Origin of the sequence: Exiguobacterium sp. RIT594 (assembly GCF_003339585.1) — a bacterium.
Classification (GTDB): domain Bacteria; phylum Bacillota; class Bacilli; order Exiguobacteriales; family Exiguobacteriaceae; genus Exiguobacterium_A.
Window position 1 is genome coordinate 1,094,113 of sequence record NZ_QPKF01000001.1, and the last position, 21,287, is coordinate 1,115,399.

Annotated in this window: 24 protein-coding genes; 8 read left to right on the top strand and 16 right to left on the bottom strand. The window is 47.8% G+C overall.

The annotated features are described in order from the left end of the window. Positions 1–13: 13 nt before the first annotated feature. The 3 genes from DVG79_RS05560 to DVG79_RS16095 are packed head-to-tail and all read right to left on the bottom strand — an operon-like array spanning position 14 to position 1,213. Complete coding sequence (locus tag DVG79_RS05560; protein WP_114595822.1) at positions 14–556, bottom strand: nucleotidyltransferase family protein; 543 nt, start codon at positions 554–556, stop codon at positions 14–16. A 14-nt stretch (positions 557–570) separates the two neighbouring features. Continuing rightward, positions 571–1,047, bottom strand: coding sequence for a hypothetical protein (locus DVG79_RS05565; protein WP_114595823.1), 477 nt, complete (start codon positions 1,045–1,047; stop codon positions 571–573). Between the two features lie 16 nt (positions 1,048–1,063). After that, positions 1,064–1,213, bottom strand: coding sequence for a hypothetical protein (locus DVG79_RS16095; protein WP_199505860.1), 150 nt, complete (start codon positions 1,211–1,213; stop codon positions 1,064–1,066). A gap of 347 nt (positions 1,214–1,560) precedes the next feature. Between DVG79_RS16095 and DVG79_RS05570 the strand changes: the two genes are divergently transcribed. Continuing rightward, positions 1,561–5,271 (top strand): ABC transporter permease, encoded by a 3,711-nt coding sequence (locus tag DVG79_RS05570; RefSeq protein WP_114595824.1) that lies wholly within the window; start codon positions 1,561–1,563, stop codon positions 5,269–5,271. Positions 5,272–5,310: 39 nt separating this feature from the next. Here the strand turns inward: DVG79_RS05570 and DVG79_RS05575 are convergent, their stop codons facing one another. From DVG79_RS05575 to DVG79_RS05585, 3 genes are all read right to left on the bottom strand, one after another. Beyond that, a complete protein-coding gene (locus tag DVG79_RS05575) occupies positions 5,311–6,273 on the bottom strand; it encodes a DMT family transporter (protein WP_114595825.1) in 963 nt (320 codons plus the stop codon). A 105-nt stretch (positions 6,274–6,378) separates the two neighbouring features. Further along, a complete protein-coding gene (locus tag DVG79_RS05580; protein ID WP_114595826.1) occupies positions 6,379–6,816 on the bottom strand; it encodes a hypothetical protein in 438 nt (145 codons plus the stop codon). A 61-nt stretch (positions 6,817–6,877) separates the two neighbouring features. Then, complete coding sequence (locus DVG79_RS05585; protein WP_114595827.1) at positions 6,878–7,180, bottom strand: putative quinol monooxygenase; 303 nt, start codon at positions 7,178–7,180, stop codon at positions 6,878–6,880. A 119-nt stretch (positions 7,181–7,299) separates the two neighbouring features. On the opposite strand from DVG79_RS05585, the gene DVG79_RS05590 reads away from it, so the two are divergent. Next, positions 7,300–7,647: a hypothetical protein gene (locus DVG79_RS05590; protein ID WP_114595828.1), complete on the top strand. Its 348-nt coding sequence runs from the start codon at positions 7,300–7,302 to the stop codon at positions 7,645–7,647. A gap of 1 nt (position 7,648) precedes the next feature. On the opposite strand, the gene DVG79_RS05595 is transcribed toward DVG79_RS05590, so the two are convergent. The 3 genes from DVG79_RS05595 to DVG79_RS05605 all read right to left on the bottom strand — a co-directional run bounded on the left by DVG79_RS05595 (position 7,649) and on the right by DVG79_RS05605 (position 11,516). Further along, positions 7,649–7,969, bottom strand: a complete 321-nt coding sequence (locus DVG79_RS05595) for a hypothetical protein (protein WP_114595829.1) — start codon at positions 7,967–7,969, stop codon at positions 7,649–7,651. A gap of 335 nt (positions 7,970–8,304) precedes the next feature. Beyond that, positions 8,305–10,752: an FtsX-like permease family protein gene (locus tag DVG79_RS05600; protein WP_158537523.1), complete on the bottom strand. Its 2,448-nt coding sequence runs from the start codon at positions 10,750–10,752 to the stop codon at positions 8,305–8,307. 17 nt (positions 10,753–10,769) lie between these two features. Continuing rightward, positions 10,770–11,516: an ABC transporter ATP-binding protein gene (locus DVG79_RS05605; protein WP_114595831.1), complete on the bottom strand. Its 747-nt coding sequence runs from the start codon at positions 11,514–11,516 to the stop codon at positions 10,770–10,772. A gap of 242 nt (positions 11,517–11,758) precedes the next feature. Here DVG79_RS05605 and DVG79_RS05610 point away from each other — a divergent pair, with 242 nt between their 5' ends. Then, the gene (locus DVG79_RS05610) at positions 11,759–12,376 is read left to right on the top strand and encodes a CPBP family glutamic-type intramembrane protease (RefSeq protein WP_114595832.1); all 618 of its coding nucleotides are present in this window, start codon (positions 11,759–11,761) and stop codon (positions 12,374–12,376) included. A gap of 114 nt (positions 12,377–12,490) precedes the next feature. On the opposite strand, the gene DVG79_RS05615 is transcribed toward DVG79_RS05610, so the two are convergent. The 5 genes from DVG79_RS05615 to DVG79_RS05635 form a co-directional block, all read right to left on the bottom strand. After that, positions 12,491–13,261 (bottom strand): ABC transporter permease, encoded by a 771-nt coding sequence (locus tag DVG79_RS05615; protein WP_114595833.1) that lies wholly within the window; start codon positions 13,259–13,261, stop codon positions 12,491–12,493. Beyond that, positions 13,258–13,962, bottom strand: a complete 705-nt coding sequence (locus tag DVG79_RS05620) for an ABC transporter ATP-binding protein (RefSeq protein WP_114595834.1) — start codon at positions 13,960–13,962, stop codon at positions 13,258–13,260. Before DVG79_RS05620 ends, DVG79_RS05615 begins: the two co-directional genes overlap by 4 nt. 108 nt (positions 13,963–14,070) lie before the next feature. Next, positions 14,071–14,445, bottom strand: a complete 375-nt coding sequence (locus tag DVG79_RS05625; protein WP_114595835.1) for a YciI family protein — start codon at positions 14,443–14,445, stop codon at positions 14,071–14,073. 248 nt (positions 14,446–14,693) lie between these two features. Further along, positions 14,694–15,158 (bottom strand): GNAT family N-acetyltransferase, encoded by a 465-nt coding sequence (locus tag DVG79_RS05630; protein WP_114595836.1) that lies wholly within the window; start codon positions 15,156–15,158, stop codon positions 14,694–14,696. Between the two features lie 14 nt (positions 15,159–15,172). Further along, on the bottom strand, positions 15,173–15,610 hold the full coding sequence (locus tag DVG79_RS05635) for an NUDIX domain-containing protein (protein WP_158537524.1): 438 nt from the start codon (positions 15,608–15,610) through the stop codon (positions 15,173–15,175). A gap of 231 nt (positions 15,611–15,841) precedes the next feature. Between DVG79_RS05635 and DVG79_RS05640 the strand changes: the two genes are divergently transcribed. Then, positions 15,842–16,315, top strand: coding sequence for a GNAT family N-acetyltransferase (locus DVG79_RS05640; protein ID WP_114595838.1), 474 nt, complete (start codon positions 15,842–15,844; stop codon positions 16,313–16,315). 294 nt (positions 16,316–16,609) lie between these two features. On the opposite strand, the gene DVG79_RS05645 is transcribed toward DVG79_RS05640, so the two are convergent. Both DVG79_RS05645 and DVG79_RS05650 read right to left on the bottom strand, forming a co-directional pair. Then, on the bottom strand, positions 16,610–17,578 hold the full coding sequence (locus tag DVG79_RS05645) for a DUF2268 domain-containing putative Zn-dependent protease (RefSeq protein ID WP_114595839.1): 969 nt from the start codon (positions 17,576–17,578) through the stop codon (positions 16,610–16,612). 17 nt (positions 17,579–17,595) lie between these two features. Then, complete coding sequence (locus tag DVG79_RS05650; protein ID WP_114595840.1) at positions 17,596–19,245, bottom strand: M3 family metallopeptidase; 1,650 nt, start codon at positions 19,243–19,245, stop codon at positions 17,596–17,598. Positions 19,246–19,492: 247 nt separating this feature from the next. Here DVG79_RS05650 and DVG79_RS05655 point away from each other — a divergent pair, with 247 nt between their 5' ends. The 4 genes from DVG79_RS05655 to DVG79_RS05670 are packed head-to-tail and all read left to right on the top strand — an operon-like array spanning position 19,493 to position 21,277. Then, positions 19,493–19,699 carry a helix-turn-helix transcriptional regulator gene (locus tag DVG79_RS05655; protein WP_026833000.1) on the top strand — a complete coding sequence of 69 codons (207 nt, stop codon included), beginning with the start codon at positions 19,493–19,495 and terminating at the stop codon, positions 19,697–19,699. After that, a complete protein-coding gene (locus DVG79_RS05660; RefSeq protein WP_114595841.1) occupies positions 19,696–20,391 on the top strand; it encodes a DUF3169 family protein in 696 nt (231 codons plus the stop codon). Before DVG79_RS05655 ends, DVG79_RS05660 begins: the two co-directional genes overlap by 4 nt. A 17-nt stretch (positions 20,392–20,408) precedes the next feature. Beyond that, positions 20,409–20,840 carry a hypothetical protein gene (locus tag DVG79_RS05665; protein WP_114595842.1) on the top strand — a complete coding sequence of 144 codons (432 nt, stop codon included), beginning with the start codon at positions 20,409–20,411 and terminating at the stop codon, positions 20,838–20,840. Continuing rightward, positions 20,834–21,277 carry a hypothetical protein gene (locus tag DVG79_RS05670; RefSeq protein WP_233494533.1) on the top strand — a complete coding sequence of 148 codons (444 nt, stop codon included), beginning with the start codon at positions 20,834–20,836 and terminating at the stop codon, positions 21,275–21,277. The genes DVG79_RS05665 and DVG79_RS05670 overlap by 7 nt, the downstream gene beginning before the upstream one ends. Positions 21,278–21,287 lie beyond the last annotated feature (10 nt).

Sequence of the window (21,287 nt, forward strand, 5' to 3'; positions counted from 1 at the left end):
TGATCCTGATTTTTTAGAACCGGTCGACGATCCGTAAATCAGACCGCTTGTCCCATCCCTTACCGGTGACGCGTTTTTGAAAAATCGCATGACGCGGTAATCCTTTTGAGAACAGCGGGGTCGGGCGAATCGTCCGGGTCTGTAAATCGGCTGCGCCGTAGGCCAGATACAACTGGAACTGTCCGTCTGTTAACTTCGCTGCAATCGCCGTCACCGTCTCCGGAAAATGCGCGATCGCGTCACAGGTCGAGTGATACGGTGGTAACTCGTTTTTCAGATGCATCCGCGCCTGATTTTTAACGGACCACGGCAACGGTTGCCAAGATTTCAATTGCTCTTCGTACTGTTTTTCCGTCGCTTCCGATCTATCGGTCGCGTCGTAATAGACGACATCAATGTCCTGTTCCTCAGTCAAAGTCAGTCCCCAAATCAACGACCGGATGTAACCGGCGCAAATCCAGGCATCCGGCAGTCCGAGCCGGTCGACGAGGATTAACTGTTCGCGCAGTGTTTCATTTTCGCGTAATGCATGGTGAATTTCGTTTGTTTCCTGCATTGCTATGCCCCCATTTAAGTCTTCAGCTTCTTCCACGTCTTCGGATAGGTCCGCAACTCTTTTTTCGTCGGATGCTCGGGATCGAGTACTTTTCCGCGGCGTTCAAGAACCGTATCCGTCAGTAAGAGCACAACGGCGAGCAACAGATAAACACCGATACTGGTGAAGAACGGCAGACTCAGATTTAATACGACCGGCAGAAAAAGACCGACCAATACGATGAAACAGTAATCAATTACGTACTGGATCTGGATGATCCGTTTCATTGCCGGGTTCGGTGTCAGCGCCATATCCCGGTTGACTTCTTTTGAGTGCAGACGGGCAATCAGGACCAGCGCAACGATGAGAACGGCGAACGGCCAGTAAGCCCCGCGATTGGCGACAATCAGGACAATACTTGTTCCGTACAACAGTGCACTCAATATGCGTTGTTTCATCAGTCGCCGTTTTGCCTCCTGAATGAACCGGGTCCGCTCCTGTTTATTTTTCATGGATATTTCCTCCCCCTTACCAGGATGGCGGGTCATTTCGATGATGGATATCCAGTTCGTGATCGTTTGACGTATACGTACGATCATCCATTGACCGTTCCCGGTAACCGCGTCGTGCCGCTAAAATCGTCATTCCTACAGCAATCACGGCAAATATACCAATCATGATTATCGCCATTCCTCCTTTTAAAAATCCGCTACTTATATCCTATTCGCTTCCATTTACCGGATGTCCTTTAACCAAATTAAGCAGTCATTCCGGACGATTCGTAAAAATAAATTGATGGAATTTTTAGATAATTATATCCATTCTGAACCAAAAAGGCTCTTTAATTGTATATAATGGTAAAATAATCATTTTCACATGAAAAATATGACATACAACTTTTGAGGGAGGAACTGTGATGAGCGATGTACGTAAAAATCCAATCGTCATCCGAATGAATGAACCATCATTTATTGAACCTGTTGTTTCGTTTTTTTCTAGTCAAAGGATGATTGGAGGAACGGCTGATGCTTAAATTCATCTGGAATTCCTGGTGGCGTAACAAGGAGCGGTTCATCCTGCTCCTCGTCGGTGTCCTGATTGTCAGCACCGGACTCAGTTATCTGATTGGGACGACGCAGGCGAACAACGGTACCGTCGTTGATGAACTGCAAAAGCGCTGGGGCTCGTCTTACGACATCGTCGTCCGACCGCCGGACAGCCGCAGTGTAACGGAAGACTTGAAGCTGCTTGAGCCAAACTATATGAGCGGTCTCGACGGCGGCATCACAATGAAACAGTACAAGACGATTCAACAGATAAACGATATTGAAGTCGCGGCTCCGATCGCGATGATCGGGAATTATTATGCGGATGCCCAGATTGGGACATACGATTTTAAAGAACAAGGCATCTATAAAGTCACGATTCAAGATGTTCAGGATACCGGTTTACAAAAAGAACATCAGACGAACTCCTACTTTTTAGGTGCCGGGTGGTCTCCTTCCGAAAGCGATGGCCTGAATCGTGATCTTTCGCCGCAAGAGTTGGGAAAACAACCGCTGATGGAGTTCGGCAGCGCAACGATGCTCGCCGGAATCGATCCAAAAGCAGAAGCCCGGCTCGTCGGTCTCGATCAAGCGACGAAAAAAGCGACACACAGCCGCTATTTCACAAAAGACGATATCGCGACAGACAACGGAGATGATGTATGGAACATCCCGTTGATTTTAAACAGTCACGAATATGTCGATGCGTACCGGAAGTATCGCTATGAAAAAGTCGATGTTCCCTTAGTTAATGATTCGATGACCGAGACCGTCCAAGACATTATGAAAAAAGGCGGGAAATCGTATCTGAAGACGCTTCCGGTGCAACCGGCTAAGGTGTATAAAATCACGACGAGCGAAACCTCGAAAGAGCTCGTCAACGATATTTTAAAAGGAACGGTCCCGTCCAAACCAGCTGGAAGCTTTGACTGGATGTACTTGAAGCCTTCCTCCGTCGAATACCAGGCGCTCGCGAGTCCGTTCGCTACACGATGGCCGTTTGCCTATCAGGTCATACCACAGGAAGTGCCGGAAGATGTTCAATTGGCCAAACGAACGATGTACCGAAAAGCCCGGTCGTTTGGAGATACATCCATCAATTTAAATTCCGTACCAAAGATGAAGTTAAAGTTTATCGGTGTGTTCGACCCACAAAAGCTGAACATTTCGAAGGATCCATTGACGGAGCTGCCGATGGAGACGTACTTCCCGGCGAAAGCCCAATGGGTCATGGACAAAAATGAACGGCCGGTTAATCCGGTCCGCGACGTTAAGCCGACAAATGATCCGTATGACTTCCTGACGAAACCGCCTTCGATGCTGACGACACTCGATGCGGCGTTTAAACTTCGCGGCGATAAAGCCATTTCGGCGATCCGGGTCAACGTCAAAGGGGTCGAAGCGATGAATGCGACGAGCGAAAAAAAACTACAGGCGGTCGCTCAAGAGATTGAAGACAAGACAGGACTGATTACCGATGTGACGCTCGGGTCCTCGCCGCAACTCGCCCTGACCTACCTGCCCGGCTTAAAAAATGAATCCGCTTTAGGATGGGTCCAGCAACCGTGGATCAAACTAGGTTCCTCGATGGCGATTTTTCAAGAAGCGAAAGTCGGCATGAGCGGCGTCATCGCAAGTGTGATTGCGGTCGCGCTCGTTTACGTCTTCAGTTCAAACATCATCTTGCTGTATGCCCGTAAAAAAGAATTTGCGATTTTACTGTCGCTCGGCTGGCGTCCGCGTCAATTGTCAAAGCTGCTATTTTTGGAAGCGACGCTACTCGGTACCTTCGTCGCCCTGATTTCCTGGACGATTCTCGGATCGTTCTGGCTGACGACGGATCATCCGATCGCCCTCGGCCGCATCCTGTTGATCGGACTCGCCGGTCTGTTGATTTACTGGGGCGGTACACTCGTCCCGATGGCGCTCATCCGCCGCATCCAGCCTTTTGAAAGCATGCGGTCCGGTGAAGTCTCAAAAGGCCGCCGGTTCGTCCGGTCGCAATCGATTTTCGGGATGAGTCTTAATCAACTGTTCACGTATTGGCAACGGACGTTACTGTCCATCGTCGCGATTGCCCTGCCGACTAGTCTGTTCATCTTCTTCCTCTTTGTGACGTTCCGACTGAAAGGTGTCTTGTATGCGACCTGGCTCGGCGAGTACGTCGCGCTTGAAGTCGGGACGATGCATTACGTCGCGATGGCGGTCGCCCTCTTGATCGCCATCCTGACGACAACGGAAATCATGTGGCAAAACGTCAATGAGCGGAAACCGCAACTCGCCGTCTTAAAAGCAACCGGTTGGCGCGACAGCTGGATCCGGCTGCTTGTCCTGACGGAAGGCATGTTGACCGGGTTATTCGCCGGTGTCATCGGTCTCTTACTTGCGCTCGCCATGATTGGATACGTCTATAACCAGTTCCCGGTCAATGAGCTGTTGTTCCTCAGTGTGATGCTGTTCATCCCGGTCGTGACCGGAGTGCTCGGTGCGCTGTTGCCGGCACAACGGGCCGTCCGGATTACGCCGAATGCAGCGATCGGCAGTGTCGCCGTCAATACCCAGGCGACGGAACGCCGTTTTAAACTGGCCCTTGGCACGATCGGCGTCGTCTTAGCCGCTGGCGTCTCCAGCCTGTTCCTGTTTGCTGCAAACGAAGACATCACGCAAGCACCAAAACAGACGCAGGATAAATCGTCTGCCGTTCAAACGACCGGTACGAAAATCGCTGATTTAAAACAGACCGAGTCGAAGAAAACAGCGGCTGTTTCTCAGTCGGAAACCGACAAAAAAATCAAGAAGCTGATGAAAAAAGGTATGGTGCAGACGACTCCAGGCGGCGAACGGATCAATAATCAGTTCTTTTATGTCGATCCGCTGATCGAGACACCAAAAGAGCTCGATTTAAAAGAAAAACCCGGCTACCGTTTTGTAACGGTTCCGGCGATTATGCAGGATAATCAGGATTCCTCAATAAAAGGTGCCAAGTCCATCTATCGGCCAAGCACCTATGCGATGACCGCTCCTGACGGAAAGGAATATTTGCCGGTTGATTATGTCAATCATAATGAAAAAGCCTGGAAATTCAGTTATCAGTATTTTCCGCCCGAAAAATCACGCGTCGATCTCGTCTATCAAGTACCGGAAGACGAAAAAGTATTGGTCCTGTATGCATCAGATAGTGCGTTCCCGAGAACGGTCACCGTCAAAATCGAATTGCCTCCGGTAGCAAAGGAGTTGACGAATCAAGAAGAACAAGCGGTCAAACAGATGATGAATAAAGGTGTCGTCAAGACCTATCCCGGTGATCCGCTTCAGAAAAAAGCAGTGTTTCATGTCGATAGCCTGTTGCCGAATCCACCGAAAGAGTTGAAATTAAAACCGCGGAGCGGTTACCAATTGGTCACGTTGCCGTTGATTTTTCAGGATACGTATTACGATTATGACGGAAGTTCCGTGAATTACCGTCCGAATACGTTCACGCTGCAAGCACCGGACGGAACCGAGTATGAACAAATCGATTACGTCAACCGAAATGAAAAAGCGTGGAAAAATGGATTCCAGTATTATCCTCCGTTTCGTTCGCGAGTCGATTTTGTTTATGAAGTGCCAGCCGATCAGCACGTTTTCGTCATGTATGCGTCAAGTGAAGCGTTCCCGAAACCAACAACCGTCAAAGTCGAACTGGACTAAAAAATGCTCTCTTCCGTCATTGGAAGGGAGCATTTTTGATTAGAGCCGGATCAGCACGATGCCGACAATCATCAGCACGAGGCTGACGATTTGAACACCTGTGACTGGCGCTTTCGCTGCGCCAAACAATCCGAACCGGTCAATCAGCAGACTGCCGGTCAACAGACCAATGGTGACGATGACGACAGCAGCACCCGCTCCGACAAGCGGCACGATGACGGCATTCCCGGCGATGAACAAAGCACCGATCAAGCCGCCAATCCAAATCCACCATGGTGTCGGGAGCGACCGATCAAACTGCCACTTCGTCCGGACGATTAGATTGACAAGCAACAACGTTACCGTTCCGACGATAAAGGAAATCAATGCTGCTTTAACGGCGGAATCGAGCACCACTCCGAGATGCCCGTTGATCGCAGCTTGAGCGGCACTCATCATTCCCATGACGACACCCATGATCCGCCAACCGTAGATCGTTGGATCGACCGGCTTCGCTTGTTCTGGATAGCGGCGTTTTGTAAGCCAGTCACCGAGTGCAACGGTACCGACGACACCAAGCAGCACAAATCCAGCGCCGAATAGTCGCGTCGACGACAGTGGTGTGACGGCGGTCGAAAACCAACCGAAGTTGTCAATCAACAGGCCCATTAAGACCTGACCGAAAATCGGCATGATGACGGTCTGGACACCGCCGATTCGCGGAAACAACAGAATGTTTCCAGTCAAGAAAATGACACCGAGCACGCCGCCGATCCAAGTCCAGCCGGGTTCCGACCAGACACCCGGATTCAGACGGAAATTCTGTTCAACGAACAGCGTCAGTACGATCAAAAAAACCGTCCCGATGCTGAACGACAGCAGAGATGCAAGGAACGGCGTGCCGACAATGCCGCGTAAGCGTGTATTGACACTCGTTTGAACGGGAACGAGGATCCCGATGATTAATCCGATGATAATGGCAAGAATAAGAAGCCCTCCTTTTGTACGCGTCGTTCCTATCATATGTCAGAGGCGGACAGGAAAGCGATTTGCCTGCTTATACCGTCAGTTGAACACAAGAAAAAGCATCCGAATGCTATGGATGCTTTTCCAACAAAATGTATTTAGTCAGCGGTATTCTTTGCTCATCGGCTGTTCCGGATCGGCTCGACGGATCCGGTGCTCGATGATGGTTTCGATTCCAATCCCAAGCAGCATGAAACCTGCCACGTAAAGCAGTGACATGTCCGTATCACCTCTCCGTTCTGTAGTGATGATCAGGAGCAGCATGAGTGAAATGATGCCAAAACCCATGATGGACCGGAGTCGAATCAATCGTTTGGCACGTGTCGAGTCTGACAGTCGGCTGATTTCGAAACTTTCACGACTTAACATCACGCCGGAAATCACCAGTGCGCAGAGGAACACCAAAATCGACCAAATGGATTGGTCAAAAAAGTGAGTTGCCGAATAAGCACCGCCGGTAAAAACGACCGACAGAATCCGTCTCGGTTGCATTTGCTTGCGAATGGTTTGTATGGTCTGAATCCGTTCTTGTTTGTTCATTTTCTCACCTCATGACGATAATACGTGTATTGACTATAAGGGTTCCCTCTTTTTGGAAAAATTATACCAATCCTTTGCCCCCATGTGGCTGATCTTCAAGCACCCGTTCGACATGTAACAGAATCGGTCGCGCCTGTTCAATCAACTGTCTCGTCGCCGGCAGTTGCAATGACGCTGTATGTGCCGCTTGGTCCGTCCAAATCTCCCGGACTATTACGGTATCGGATTCTTCAGTCGTGCTGACGACATACTGCTTACAATCCGAGACATCCTGTAAGGAAGTTGCTGCTTCTAACAATAAGTCCACCAATCGTTGTCCCTCACCTGCTTGCGTCGTAAACTTTGTCCATAATCCGTAAAACATCTTCATTTCCCCTTTCATGACATGGTGATTGCTTGTTTAAGTAAAGAATTCTGGGAACACTTGGTTAAAACGGACGTATATGAAGTCATAGCTTACATAAGAAAAAGGAGGATTCTCTCTTGAAGAACCGTCTGATGTTAACAACTGGTTTGTATCTGCTCGTCATGATGATGACGATTTACGCCATTTTTTTTGAACAATCCGATTCTACTTTCTTACTGATCGTCCAACTTGGACTGTTGATCCACTTCTACTTTCAGTACCGGATGTCATTCCTAGTACCTGATCAGGATGTTCCAACTGCATCATTTCGATTAAATGTCCTTCGAACCGGACTTATTGTAGCAGCCGTCGTCTCGTACATAATGCTTGACTCAGTGCCGCTCCTGCTCGCGACGGCTGTCGCTTTGGCGCTGGCTATCCCGACACTTGTCTCCTACATCAGGTTACGAACACAGGAAAACTGATTCATTCCCGTTCCGGCAACGAGCGTGTCCGGCCGACGAAGACGACCTGCTGCTTCGCCAGTCGAAAGACCTGATATTCACCACGCGGATCGGTGTTCAGCTGGACGGCAACCTGATGCCGGGCTTCTTTTGAAGAAGCTGTCTTGTCATAGGCAGACCGGACCGCAATGATTGTTTCTTTGCCATATTGCTCGGCGACGTGTGTCGTCACCCGAGCCCGTACGATTTGTTCAAACGTCTCATCCTGTTCCTGCTCAAGAAAAAACCAACCGATGCCGCCGATCATTCCTAATAAGAGTAGTGCCAGTACCGTCTTTCGCATTTCGAACGCCCCGTTTCCGTTTTGTTCTCTTTAGACAGAATTCGCTGTTCATTCCCCTCCTCCTGCTTATTGAAGAAAAGCAGGAGGAGAAAGGAGGTCTTCATTTGTCTTCTCGCACTTTTCCTTTAGTGTTTCGCTTGTTATTGGCGGGATTGATTCTCGTCAATCTGCTGAACACCACCCTCCTTGATCTGCCGCGATTGACGCTCGTAACAAATATTCTACTTGTGCTGGTTGCATTCTTCTTTTTCGTCCGCTTGCTGAAAACTTCTCAGAATAAAAAAAATCCGTGAATCCATTCCTCTTTCAGGAATCGGGTTCACGGTTTTTTGTAATCATTGATTCAATTCTTCGACTAGATTCTCCTGGTTCCGTCTTGTCGTGAACCAGATCAGTCCAAACACCAACACGACAAGTCCGACAACCGTCATGTTGATACTCGTCAAGTCCAGTGCGATGTTTCCGCCATCGACGCGTGAAATCAAGAAGGTGGTGCCAATCCCGGTGACGAGTCCGAATCCGATGCCGCTACCGATGAAAATCAGCATTTGAATCAAAATCAAACGTCGGAGCGACGACCGGGTCAAGACCAACGTGCGCAACAATGCATACTCGCGTCGTTTCGTCGCCAAATAATTCAATAACGAATTGGCGAGACCAAACCAGACGGATACACTCATGACAGCCAGCGCGACGATGAAGACGATCCATCGTTCTTGCAGTTGCTGATTCGCCAGGTTGACGGACGTCTCATACCGGTTCAACTGGAGCGTCGGATAACGTGTCGTCAGTTCCTGCAACACGGTCTGTGTCTGCTTCGTGTCGGCTGCATCGATATACAGTGCACCAAGCCGGTCTTCAGAAGTACGGATCGACGACCGCCAGTCGAACCAGGCGTCCGTTGGTAAGTCCGGGTCAATCTGTCCGACTTCAAATTGACCAATCGAGACGGTCCCCATTTCTCCGTCGATAAAACGCCCCACCTCAAGACGGTCACCAACTTCCAATTCATTCGCTTGCGCAAATGCTTTAGAGACGATGAATTGATCGTTTTCTAAAGAGCGAACGGGTTTACCAATTGCGTCAAGTTTTTCAAGGTCTGTCAATGCGTAATTAAAAGTAATGGTGTGATCTGATTTGATGATTTCAAGTCCACTTACCGGAGAAACGAACGTACTTTTTGCTTCCGGCAGCTCCTCTTCAATCGTCTGTGTCAGTTCAAGTGGATCAGCTTTTGTCCCTTCAATCAAGCGGCTTTTCAGGACCAGTTCCGTCGGATATTGTGTCTTCAGATAGGTCAGCTCATTTTGTTTAATTGTTTCAAGGAAGGTCGAACCGAGGACAACAACAACCAGCAGGATTTGGACGATCAACATCAGCAACGCGTTTTTCCGTATTTGCGGCAAGACACTCCGAACAGCCACAAACGTCGTCGGTCCAGCCACTTTTTGAAGCAACGGTTCAATTCGGACCAACAGCCACTTCAGCAACAAGGGCGTTGCGCTGTACATCATCAGAAGAAAACTGATAGTCGACACGAGATACCCACCGGCTCGGTGATTGTCTGTTTGCGCGAGAATCGTCGCATATAACAGCGCCCCTGCTGTGAGTGAGACGAAAAATTTAACGAAACGTCCACTGAGCTGCGACGCTTTAGGTCTATCATGATTTTGACGCATGACATGGAGCGGCAGAATCCGCCGGTTGCGGTAAGCAGCAGCACTCAGCAATAAAAGAATCAACAGGCTACTGCCGATTGTAACGAGAAAGGCCAGTTGCCCATCAAACGGAATGACCGCTCCCTTCAATGCAAACAGTTCCCGCAACTGCTCCTGCAACGCTCCATAAAATAATCCGCTTAATAAGAAAGCCATCAGTGCTCCGGCGCAGACAATCAGACCCGACTGGATCATGAAGATCTGAAACAATTGCCGCGTCGTCGCCCCAAGCGTCCTCAGGATCGCGAACTGATAGCGGTGTTTGCGGAGAAAAACATCAAAATTCGTCATCAGGATAAACGCGGAGACGATTAAAATCAGTCCGGCAATGATGCCGACATAGACCTGCATGGCCGAGACACCGTTGACGTTCGAAGTTTCGGTTTCGGCAAGTTCGACGCGCAGTCCAGATATGGCTTGTGTCAGTCGATCCGCATAGGCAACGACATCCGAATCCTTTTTCAACTGAACCAAGACATACGTCGCAAGACCTTCTTGCCCGACGGTTGCATTTAATTCTTTGACATCCGCATACGACATCACTAGCGTATCCGGTGCTGCTCCGCTCGCTGATGCGTCCGGCTGGATTTCAATCACGCGGTACTTGTTACCTGCAATCGTGAGTGTCTGTCCTACTTTGACGTCATAGGCTTTGGCTAATCCCGCATTCGGAATGACCTCGCCCCGCCCCACTGATTGCTTAAAATGATAGCGGCTTTTGGCGAGCGTATCGTTTTTTGTCCCAATCGTATAAACATCCGCCGTCGTTTGTCCGGTGACCGTCAAATTCGTAATCAAAATCGGTGAAATCTGCCGGGTCTGTTGATCTCCTGTCAACCTGTCCAAAAAGGATTGATCGATGATTTTGGTTTGTCCACTTTGATAGCCGACCGACAAGTCCATCTTGCCGAAGAGCCGCTCGATATCAGCTTGAACCGAAGCCTGGCTTTGCGAAACAAACAAGACCATCGACAGGACAAGTAAAATCGAAATCATCACGCTACCGATTGAGGTCAGAAGAATCATCGGACTTTTCCGGTATAATCTCAGTGCTAATCGGAACAAATGCTGTTTCTCCTGCTTCATACCGACCTCACGTAACGCTCGAACGTCTCCATGATTGGTCCAAGTTCTCCGGTCGACAGCTGATCGGCTACGATACGTCCGTCGTGGAAGTACAATACCCGGTCAGCGTAAGACGCGACCTGCGCATCATGCGTGACGAGCAGGATGCTGGTCTGTTGTTCTTTGTTCAGCGCCTTTAGCAGCGTCATGATTTCCGTCGACGTCCTGTAATCAAGATTCCCGGTCGGTTCGTCTGCTAAAATAATTGGCGGCTCTGCAATCAACGCTCGGGCAATTGCCACGCGTTGCTGTTGTCCGCCAGACAACTCGGTCGGCCGGTGTTTCGCCCACCGTGACAGACCGACGTGTTCGAGCAGATCGTTCACGCGCCGGCGAATTGTTGCGGTGTCCGCTCCTTTTAACATCAACGGCAACGCGACATTCTCCGAAACCGTCAAATCGTCGAGCAGATGGAACGATTGAAAAATGAAGCCGATGTTTTGTTGCCGATATAACGTCGCCGCCGGTTCCGTGAAGATTTCACGTTGCGCTTCATCCCGCAACCGCAACGTACCGCTTGTCGGCTGATCGAGAGCACCGAGAATGTTCAGCAGGGTACTTTTTCCGGAGCCGCTCGTCCCCATGATGGCAATGAATTCCCCTTCCTGCATCGAAAACGAAACATCGTCCAGTGCATGAATCGTCTCCGTTCCCCGTTGGTACGTCTTTGTCATGTGTTGAATTTGCAATAATGATGTTGTCATTTCATTCTCCTTTTTATGTATATTACATTCATATAATACCATTAAAAGGATATTCAACCTTTACGAAATTTGAATGGATGTTTAACGAGTATATTATAAGTAAATTAGTTTTGAACCTAAACCGACGTGGAATATCTAACCATATGTAGTATGACCTGCCTCTGACATTGATTTTGTACTTCTATTTCCTTCCTAATCCCACATTGACCTTGCACCTCTCACTTTATGAGGAGGAATTGAATATGGATGCAGATCGAACACAGACGATGCAGACGACGAACGTCCGATTAATACTCGGAGCCTTTTTGTTGATCTCCGGATTTTATGCTCTCACCTCTTTCAGCTGGGCCTGGTGGGGATTGTTCATCGGAGGTGGGCTAGCGTGGCTGATTGCTTTTCAAACCGATAGTAAAATTGCCTTCTCCCGTCCACGGAAACTTTGGCTGATTCCTGTCGGCGCCATCGTCTATCTTGTCACCGCCACGCTGACCGGATTACTTGCAAAAGGAATCGGCTTTGATTGGGCCGCCAATCCGGGAGCCGGGCACCTGAATCAATTGATCTTCATGTTACCGTTCATGCTGATGGGGGAAGAATTGCTCGGAATCGGCATTTTGGAAGGTTTGCGGAGTAAAGGACTATCCTTCTTACTCAGTTCGCTGATCAGTGCACTCATTTTTGGCTTGATGCATGTCTTTTCCTATTGGGACGGTTCAGTCTTCTCGACAGTCGCCCACGTGCTTTTACTTCAAGGTGTCGCCCGTTTAATCTTCAATTACGTCTATTTGAAGATGGGACGCAGTATCTGGGGTTCTTGGCTGACCCATCTTCTGATCGATCTCATCGCGCTCGCCCGTTGAGACCACTTCACCACTCGCTCAAGTCGCATGGAATGTCTTATTTTTTTATACGACAAAGGGTGCCGGATTTGATTCCGACACCCCTTTTTGTATGCCCAGACAAATAGGACACATTTACTTATCTGCCTTGCGGTAAGTCAAACCGATGAACTGTGACTTCTGATTAAAAAGTTTCCGATAAGACATGTAACCGACGAGTACGGCGGACGTTGCTGCCGTCGTAAGCAAGAGGAATAAGATCAGCAGTTGATACAGAACGGCTTCCATCGGGTCGGCCCCGCCAATGATCAGACCGCTCATCATGCCCGGCAGTTGGACGAGGCCCATCGTCTTTTGCGCTTCAATCGTCGGAATCATACTCGTCCGGACGGCACTCTTGAGGCTTGTATCGATGGCTGTTTTCGTATCACCGCCGAGCGATAAGATCAGTTCAATGACTTCGTCGCTCCGTTCGACCTCGTCCTTGAACTTATTGAGAAATAACAGCGACAGAATCATACAGTTCCCGATGACCATCCCGCTGATCGGGATGACTTGCTGGGCTTCAAACGGAATGATGTTCAATCCAAGCATCAGTCCCATCGTCAGGACTTCGACCGAAATCAGCGTCGCGAGAACAATCCACTGGATCCCCGGGATGCCGTCGCCCTTGCGGATGACGTTCAGCGTCGCGGCACCAATCATCAACAGAATCATCAACAGGATGTAAATCGGACTGTCGCTCTCAAAAACGAATGTCAGGATATACCCGATGATCAGCAGTTGAATGATCGAGCGGACGGTCGCAATTAAGATATCTTTTTCAAGCCCAAGTTTCAGCGTAAAGGCGAGAATCAGTGGTATCGCGATGAAAATCAGGGAAGTTGCCAGTTGGACGTAACTCATGACAATTCCCCCTTTAGGAACGCCTGAATGTCCGAACGTGCTCCGTCCGGCTCAAGCAACGAAACGTCCCCCTGCTCAAGCAATTGACCGTCTTTTAAGAACCAGACCTCTTCACTGACCCGGCGTGCCTGATCAAGATCATGCGTGATCCAGATGACGGTCACCTGAAGCTCGCGTTGCAGGCGCTGAATCAGCTGTTCGATTTCCTTGACCATCCGAAAATCAAGACTGGCCGTGATTTCGTCGAGCAACAAGACATCCGGTCGATTGACGAGCGTCCGGGCAATCGCAAGCCGGCTCCGTTCACCGCCTGACAACTCTTTGACCGGCTGCTTTAAGTCGACATGGAGGTCGACTTGTTCCAGCAGTCGCTTTGCTTCGTCCGGTGCCAAGGTCTCGTGGAAAATCGTTTTCGGCAAACTGAGATTATCCAGGACGGACCCCGGCAACATCGGCGCACTTTGAAACGCCATCCCGATTTGTTTCCGCAGTTCGACAAGGTTCATCTGTTCTAAGTCCTCGCCGCGGTAACGAATCCGTCCGCTGTCCGGAGAAATCAGTCCGTTGATTTGTTTTAAGCACGTCGATTTGCCGGCACCGCTTGGTCCGACGAGCGTCGTGATTTTTCCTTCCGTAAACGCACCCGAGATGCCACGGAGTATGTGTTTGTACTGCACGTCTTCAAAGGTAATGATCGACACGTCTGCTTCACCTGACTTTCTGGTTTCTGTTGATAGCTATGAAACAGGTATACCCGAAAATCACAAAAACATACAACGCATCAATGCGCTGTATGTTCAAAAAACCGTCTATTTTGCTTCTTTCGGATTAATCAGCGGTCGCACTTCCATCCGCCAGCCGTACTTCTGTGCTTCCGGTAACTGGGTCGTCGGATGAAGCAACGCCAAGTCGACCGCCTGTTCCAAATCATCCGCTTCAAACACGATCAGACTGCCGATCTGTTCCGTTTTGTCCGGGTCCGGTCCGTCCTGATGCTGAATCTGACCGTCGAGAAGCCGGGCCCGTTTCGTTTCGGCTCCCGGATGCCATTCATACAAAACGTTGAGTTTCGTAAAAAAGGTCTCGAGCGGTGGATTACACCGTTCCATGACGGCATCGAGCTCTTGTTGCGAGGACTGATTCATCTTTTCTGCATCGTAATAACCGATGAATAGAAATAACATCTGATCCCTCCTAGTTCCAAGGCCTCCTGAAGACGCCGTTCATTATTTAAATACCCTGTTTTTAATGGATGTAATACAAAACACCTTGTCTCCTTCGAGGAAACAAGGTGCCGCTTATTTATTAGCAATCTTCCGCAACAGATACAACGCGTACACCATTGACGGGATGGCCATGACGAGGACTGCTATGCGCAGCAAACCAAAGATAAAATTCAAGTCTGTATAATCCATTCATACTTCCTTCTTTCTTAATTTAACGATTTCGCGACGACTTGGCGCATCTTTTCAAAGCCAAGCCGTTCGTAAAAGACATCAACCCCGTCATTGCTCATCCAGTAGTCGAGATCGATTTTATGTATGCCCTGCTCTAGTGCCCTGCGCTCGACTTCAAGCAACAACTGACGGCCAAACCCTTGCTGCTGTTTGTCATCGACGATACAGAGATGATGGACGCGGGCTTTCGAATTGGCAAACTGAAAGGCACTTTCCGGACGGCGCAGGTATTCGATCCAGACGTAGCCGATCGCTTTCCCGTCGAGTTCGGCAATCAAAAACTGATGGGTGCCGGATCCGACGATTTTTGAAAAAAACGCCCGGACCGTCGCAAAGTCGTACGGTTTAAAGAAATCCGGCTGCTGCGCGACGTGCGGCTCATGGACGTAGCGATTCAGCCTAGCTAGTGTATCCAGGTCCGTTGTCTCGACAATCTGCATGTGTATCCCTCCGCTCAGTGTGTAATTTGTCCATTAAAGACGTACGGAACCGTCTGCTGCGTCGTCAAAATCTGTTCATATTCTTTCGACAAGTTCATGAACTGAACGGCGTCGGCAATCGTCACCCACGAAATCTCTTCGATTTCATCCGGGAAAATCGTACCGAGTTCACCCCCGCGAATTTCCGACTGGAAAAAGAAGAACAGACAATGTTCCTCGACTTGCGGGAAAAATGCTTCGCTGACGTGTAACAGTTCCCCGACCGCGACGTCATAACCGGTCTCTTCCTTCGCTTCCCGGACGGCTGCTTCCGGCAACGTCTCCCCCGCTTCTACCGTCCCCCCCGGTAACGTGTAGTACGAATACGACGGTCCGATGTTTTTGACCATCAGGACCTGGTCCCGTGTCTCGTTTAATAAGACGTTATAGACGATATTTTTTTGACGTGTCATGCTCATTCCCCCTCAAATCGGTAGATGGTATTTTTTAACTTATTTACTATAGCATATTCCTTTTTTCATGAGATAGTTGATTTTTTTAATCATTTCAGACACGAGCAGAGTCTTTTGACGTTTGAAAAGGAAAATGAATTCCAATTTAAAATGATTGTGGTAAAATTATTCCATCTTCAGTTTGAGGATCGATATTGGTGCTCGAGAAAAAATGAAACGAGGTCCGCCTGAATGAATATCCGGTTAGAACAAGCAACAGACCTGGACGCCCAAGCTATTTTCGATTTACAAGTCGCCGCCTTTTTACCGCTGCTCGAAACGTACCAGGATTACGCGACGAACCCTGCCAATGAAACGATTGACCGGGTCTATCAACGGATCAACTATCCGAACGGACGGTTTTTTAAGATTATCGCTGAGGACCGTCTCGTCGGTGCAATCTGTATTCTGTGGAAAGAAGACATCCACTTTCGAATCAGTCCAATCTTCCTCGCGCCAAACGCACAGGGAAACGGATTTGCGCAACAAGCGATGCGGCTCGCAGAAGCCCGATATCCGCAGGCCGAGACATGGGAACTGTCCAGTCTGCTCGAAGAGACGAAGACATGTCAGTTGTATGAAAAGATGGGATACGTCGAAACTTGTGTCCGTAAACCGCTGAACGACAACGCGACACTGATCCATTATCAAAAAATCATGGCATGAAAAGGGAGCGTGAGGATGTCGATTAAAAAAACAATGTCTACTGCTATCTTTCGCTTTACTCGTTCCATTGTCACCGGACGCGATTGCTGAGACAAAGGGATCGATAGAGGAGAATGCTATGATACTCCTCTTGAAAAGTGAGTGAAGAAGTCATTCCACTCTTAATCAAACGGTTGACAGCCCAACGCGTTAAGATTTACGAAGTTAAAATCGAGGTCACCTCGTTAGAAGATGTCTTCATGGCAGTTTAAATGTAGCCCCCGCTTCTGTTTATACAGGAGTGGGGGTTGTCGTTTATTGGACACTGTTTTTGTACCGGTACTCCTTAACGATGTCCTGCGTCTTCGCATTCGTCCAGTCCTTGATCGATTGGTCCGGGTAACGTTTGAGATAGTCCTGCATGAAGTCTTTCCCGAGTGTATAACTGCTCCAGCGAGGAATGTTCTTGTCATTATTGCCTTCCGTTAAATCGGTAGATGTAGCAAGATTTGTTTTGATTTGATATAGTACGTTTTGTTTTGTTCTTGAATCCATCTCCGTTTGCCAGACCGGTTTAAAATCATTAACAATTTGCGTCGCAAAAACATCCGCTTTTCCTTCCATGATGACATAACCCATGATGTCAGAGGGGTGTAACGCACTATTCTCGTACACAACAGCATGATGATATTCATGAGCCGTCGCAAAAGCGAGGGCTTTTTCATCAAACTTCGAATCGAGATATAACACAACAACATCCTCAGAAAAAGTAACGGCGGTCAATCCACCCATCGGTTCAATGAAACTCGTAACGTCAGAATCAACCGGCACGATGAAGATCGTTTTATCCCCTCCTGGTAACTTCATGCTAGAGGCAAGAAGCTGTCTTTTGACGACTTCTTTGATCCGCAAATCATTTTTCACCAGTTCCGCTGTCCGAACCTCCAGTTCTGACGGATAATTTGTTGACCGAAGATAGTTTTTTTCAAATAATATACCGGTGTGTAACCGGTCACCTTTCACTATTTTCTTTACTGCATCAGTGACCGTTTGATCAAATACTTCCTGATTTTTCGTTTGATCCTGTGTATCTCCTGCTTTTTGAAGGTATTGCAGATATTCCGTATACAAAGGAACAATCTTGATTGTAGATCCTTGTTTTGTTTGAATCACTTCTTGTTTGATTTCGACTGGTTTTTTCTTGGCTTCCGGTGTCTGGTCGGTTTGGCATGCAGAAAGGGTCAGACAGCCTGTCACAATCAATATGAATCTTAAGCGTTTCATGCATTCACTCCTAAAAATCAATGATTTTGAGTACGTTGCAACCTCTCGACTTCTTCCTGAACAAAACAAACGAGTGCTTCCATCTCGTGTTCAGAGACATCAAACGACACTCCCGCCAACGCGTAGACTTCTTTGACTGAGTGTGTTCGGGTCGCACGGAGCGCTGTTTTAAAAGCTTCGATTGTTTGTTGCGGTTGCTCTTTATATTTCCGGTACATCTGTAAGGCCGCAATTTGCGCCATCGCGTACTCGATGTAATAAAAAGGTGTCTCAAACAAATGAATGATGCTCAGCCACTCCTCTCCTTTCCACCTCGAAAGTGTACTCCAGTCGATGGCGTTGGAGTCAAACCGGTCGCGCAGGGAGGCAAACCGTTCATTTCGTTCTTCAACGGTATGTACTGGATTTCGATACAACCATTCCTGAAACTGATCGACGATGATGGTTTGAGGTAAAAACTCGATGACCAGCCTGAATTGCTCGAGTTTTGCCTTCCGGACATGTGCTGCATCTTCAATCGCCAGATGCCAAAAATCCATGGAAAGAAGTTCGAATGTCATCGCTGCGAACTCCGCTACTTCCATCGGGATCTGCTGAAAGTTGTCCGGCGCATCTTTCATTAAATCATGATGGACCGCATGTCCCAGTTCATGAATGAGAATGACCACATCATCAAATGTTTGTGTTCGATTCATGAAAAGAAAGGACGTTTCAGACTCCGGGAGGAATTCACAAAAACCGCCACCCGCTTTGTTGGCTCTTCCTTCAAGATCTAGATGCTTTTGAGATTTAAGTTCTTCCAACACTTTATGAAAAGATGGATCCAGATTACTTAAAATTGTTCCGACCGTCTCCAACAGACTTTCAACAGATGTACTTGCCGTCTCTTGGACGTCCGAATACGGAGAGATCCGTACATCCCACGGGCGAAGTTGTTGTTTCCCCAAAAATCTGGTTTGTTCCTCTTGAAATACTTCTTTCAGCGGCACGATATGCTTTTGGACAGCCAATGCCAGTTGCAGACATTCTTTCGAGGTATAATCAATCCTCCCCAATTCCATGAAGGCATATGCCACATAGTGTTCAAGTTCCAGATTTTTGGCTTTCTCGTGGCGTAATCGAATCAGCTCTGAAAAAATACTTTGAAGTGATTCGGCGTGATGTTGATAGGAAAGATGAATCGCCCGGTAGGCAGTCTCGCGTACGTCTTCATCGGATTCAAAAAGTAACGCTGTTAAGTCATGGATCAAGACAGCTTCTTCATCCATGGATTGCAGACTCCCGATTAATTGGATGTATCGATTAATTTGTTCATCCTCTTGTTGACGGATCAAGATGTTTTTGTCTGAAAACGATGTTTGTTGGTATATTAAAATGGTTTGCATTCGTGTAGTTTCAATTGCTTCGCCGTGCTTCTCGAGACAGATATCGTACAGTCTTTTTTTACAAACTGCCAAGAGCGGTTTGATGTCACACTGCACTTCTTTCAGCCGGTCTTCGTATTGTTGATTTGATGTATCCCTTTGAAAATCAATCGATGCCCAAATGACCATTTCATCATACTTATGAATAAACGCTCGACTCTGTTCTATGAATCGAGGAAACGTGTCCGCACTCTTCATTAACTCATTAAAATCATTTTCTAGTTTGCGCTTTACGGTCTTCATCTGTTTCCCCCCTCATCGTATATACTCTCTACTGAACAACCCAAGCGGATAAACCAAAATTTGTTAAAATCATCATTATTCTATATATGACTATACGATTATTTGATGTCTTTTTCTAGTTCGTGAAAATCTGTCTCTGTCTTTTCCTGACAAGTTTTTTTCTGGAATGACTAGTTTCATTATCTTTTTGACTATTATCGTTGTCATTAAGACAAGTATCGTTTACAATTCAAGTGAGGTGAAGGAAATGAAATCAAAAGTAAAGGAACTACGGGCACGCCATGGATGGAATCAGACAGAACTGGCAAAACGCGCCAATATTTCACGCCAGACAGTCAGTTTGATTGAGCGGGGGGAGTTCATGCCGTCGCTTCTGATTGCCACTAAAATTGCCCGGGTCTTCGAAACGACAATCGAGGATATCTTTCAATTCGACGAGGAGGAGTTACTGTGAACAAAAATCTACAGTTCATTTTACAGATGCTTGTTGGCGGCGCTATTGGATTTTTCTTGATGTACTGGATGTTGAGCAGTCCGCTTGAGGGAATCGCCTTTTCAGAGTACAGCGTGTGGGTCAATGGCTTTTTGCTTGTTGTCCTGATCGGTTTACTACTGTTTTCGCTGATTCGTTATCGGCAAATTCAACGCCTTCTTAACCAACCGTTGACGGGAGACACGGAAGACGCGGCTGATCACCAGATGTATCGCTGGTTCAGCGATGGCACACTGAGTTTAAACTTATTGCTTCCGCTGAGTCTTGTATTGGTCAGTGTGAATTTAGTACTCGATCAACAGCTTTCATTGGTCGTGACTGGTTTCATCGTAATGGGTGTCGGACTGATTGGTTCGATCCGGTTTCAGACGCTGGTCCAGCACATGTATCCGGAACGGAAGCTTCCGGATATCAGTGAAACGGATTATGCCATGAAGCTCCTCGCGGCATCGGATGACGGAGAAAAACACGTCATGCTCGAAGGACTGTACAAAACACATTCTCTTGTTAATATGATGCTGATCGTTGGAATCATCTTGCTGCTCTTCTACTCGCTGTCGACATCGAGCTCTCAGCTATTCAGCATTTTCGTCATTACATCCATCTTGATGGTCAGTAACGCAAAATATTATCTGGCGATTCGTAATCGTTAAGAACAGGGGGAATCAGCATGCTTCGAAGCATTATTGCCGGTGTGTTCACCTCCGTTTTGATTACCGGTGTTTTAACCTGCTGGTCCTATACACCCGTGTCGGAACGAGCCAGTGACACGATGTACACATCAGCGAGTGGCATCTTCATTCTGTATTTGATTTATGCCCTGCCGATCATTTTAATTTCCGGTTTTTTGACGGATCTATTAATCCGAAACAAGTTAAAACATCTATCCACCCGGATCCGGTTTTTCTTATTAGCTATTTTGTATGGTCTGTCCGGCGTGTTGATTGGAATGCTTTTGATTCTGACACTCACGAAAGATGATTTCGATATCCCGGTTTCCCTTTCGATTGCCGGAGGTTCTGCCGTGCTTTACTACCTGATCTCTCGTCTGCTCGAACGGGCTTTCTGGCGAGTTCATAAAAAGGAGACTTCCGTATGTTGAACAAAATGTTGAACAAATTTTTCGCGGCCGCTCTGACCGCAATCGCCACTTCCGGTCTGTTGACGTTGGTTTTATCCGTTTATGCATTTTTCGAAGAATCAGATGAAGATGTCTTTAGCGAGGTTTTCGATTATTTCCTCATTTACACGTTCTATTCGTTTCCCGTCATTTTCATTTCAGGAATCCTCGTCGACTGGCTGAAGAAACGATTTGTTTCATTCTTCCCTAAGCGCCGGAAGACAGTCCCTTTTTTGTATGGTATATCAGGCAGTACAATCGCCCTGGTTATTGTTTTACTAAATCATAACGGAGCCGTTCGGTTCAGTGAACTGTTGTTCTTGCTGCCTTTCCTGATGCTTTGCGGCGCATCAGCGATTCTGTATTTTTGGATTTCGCATAGGATTCTCAAAAAATCGTATAATAATCCTAAAAAATGACTCGCGGTTA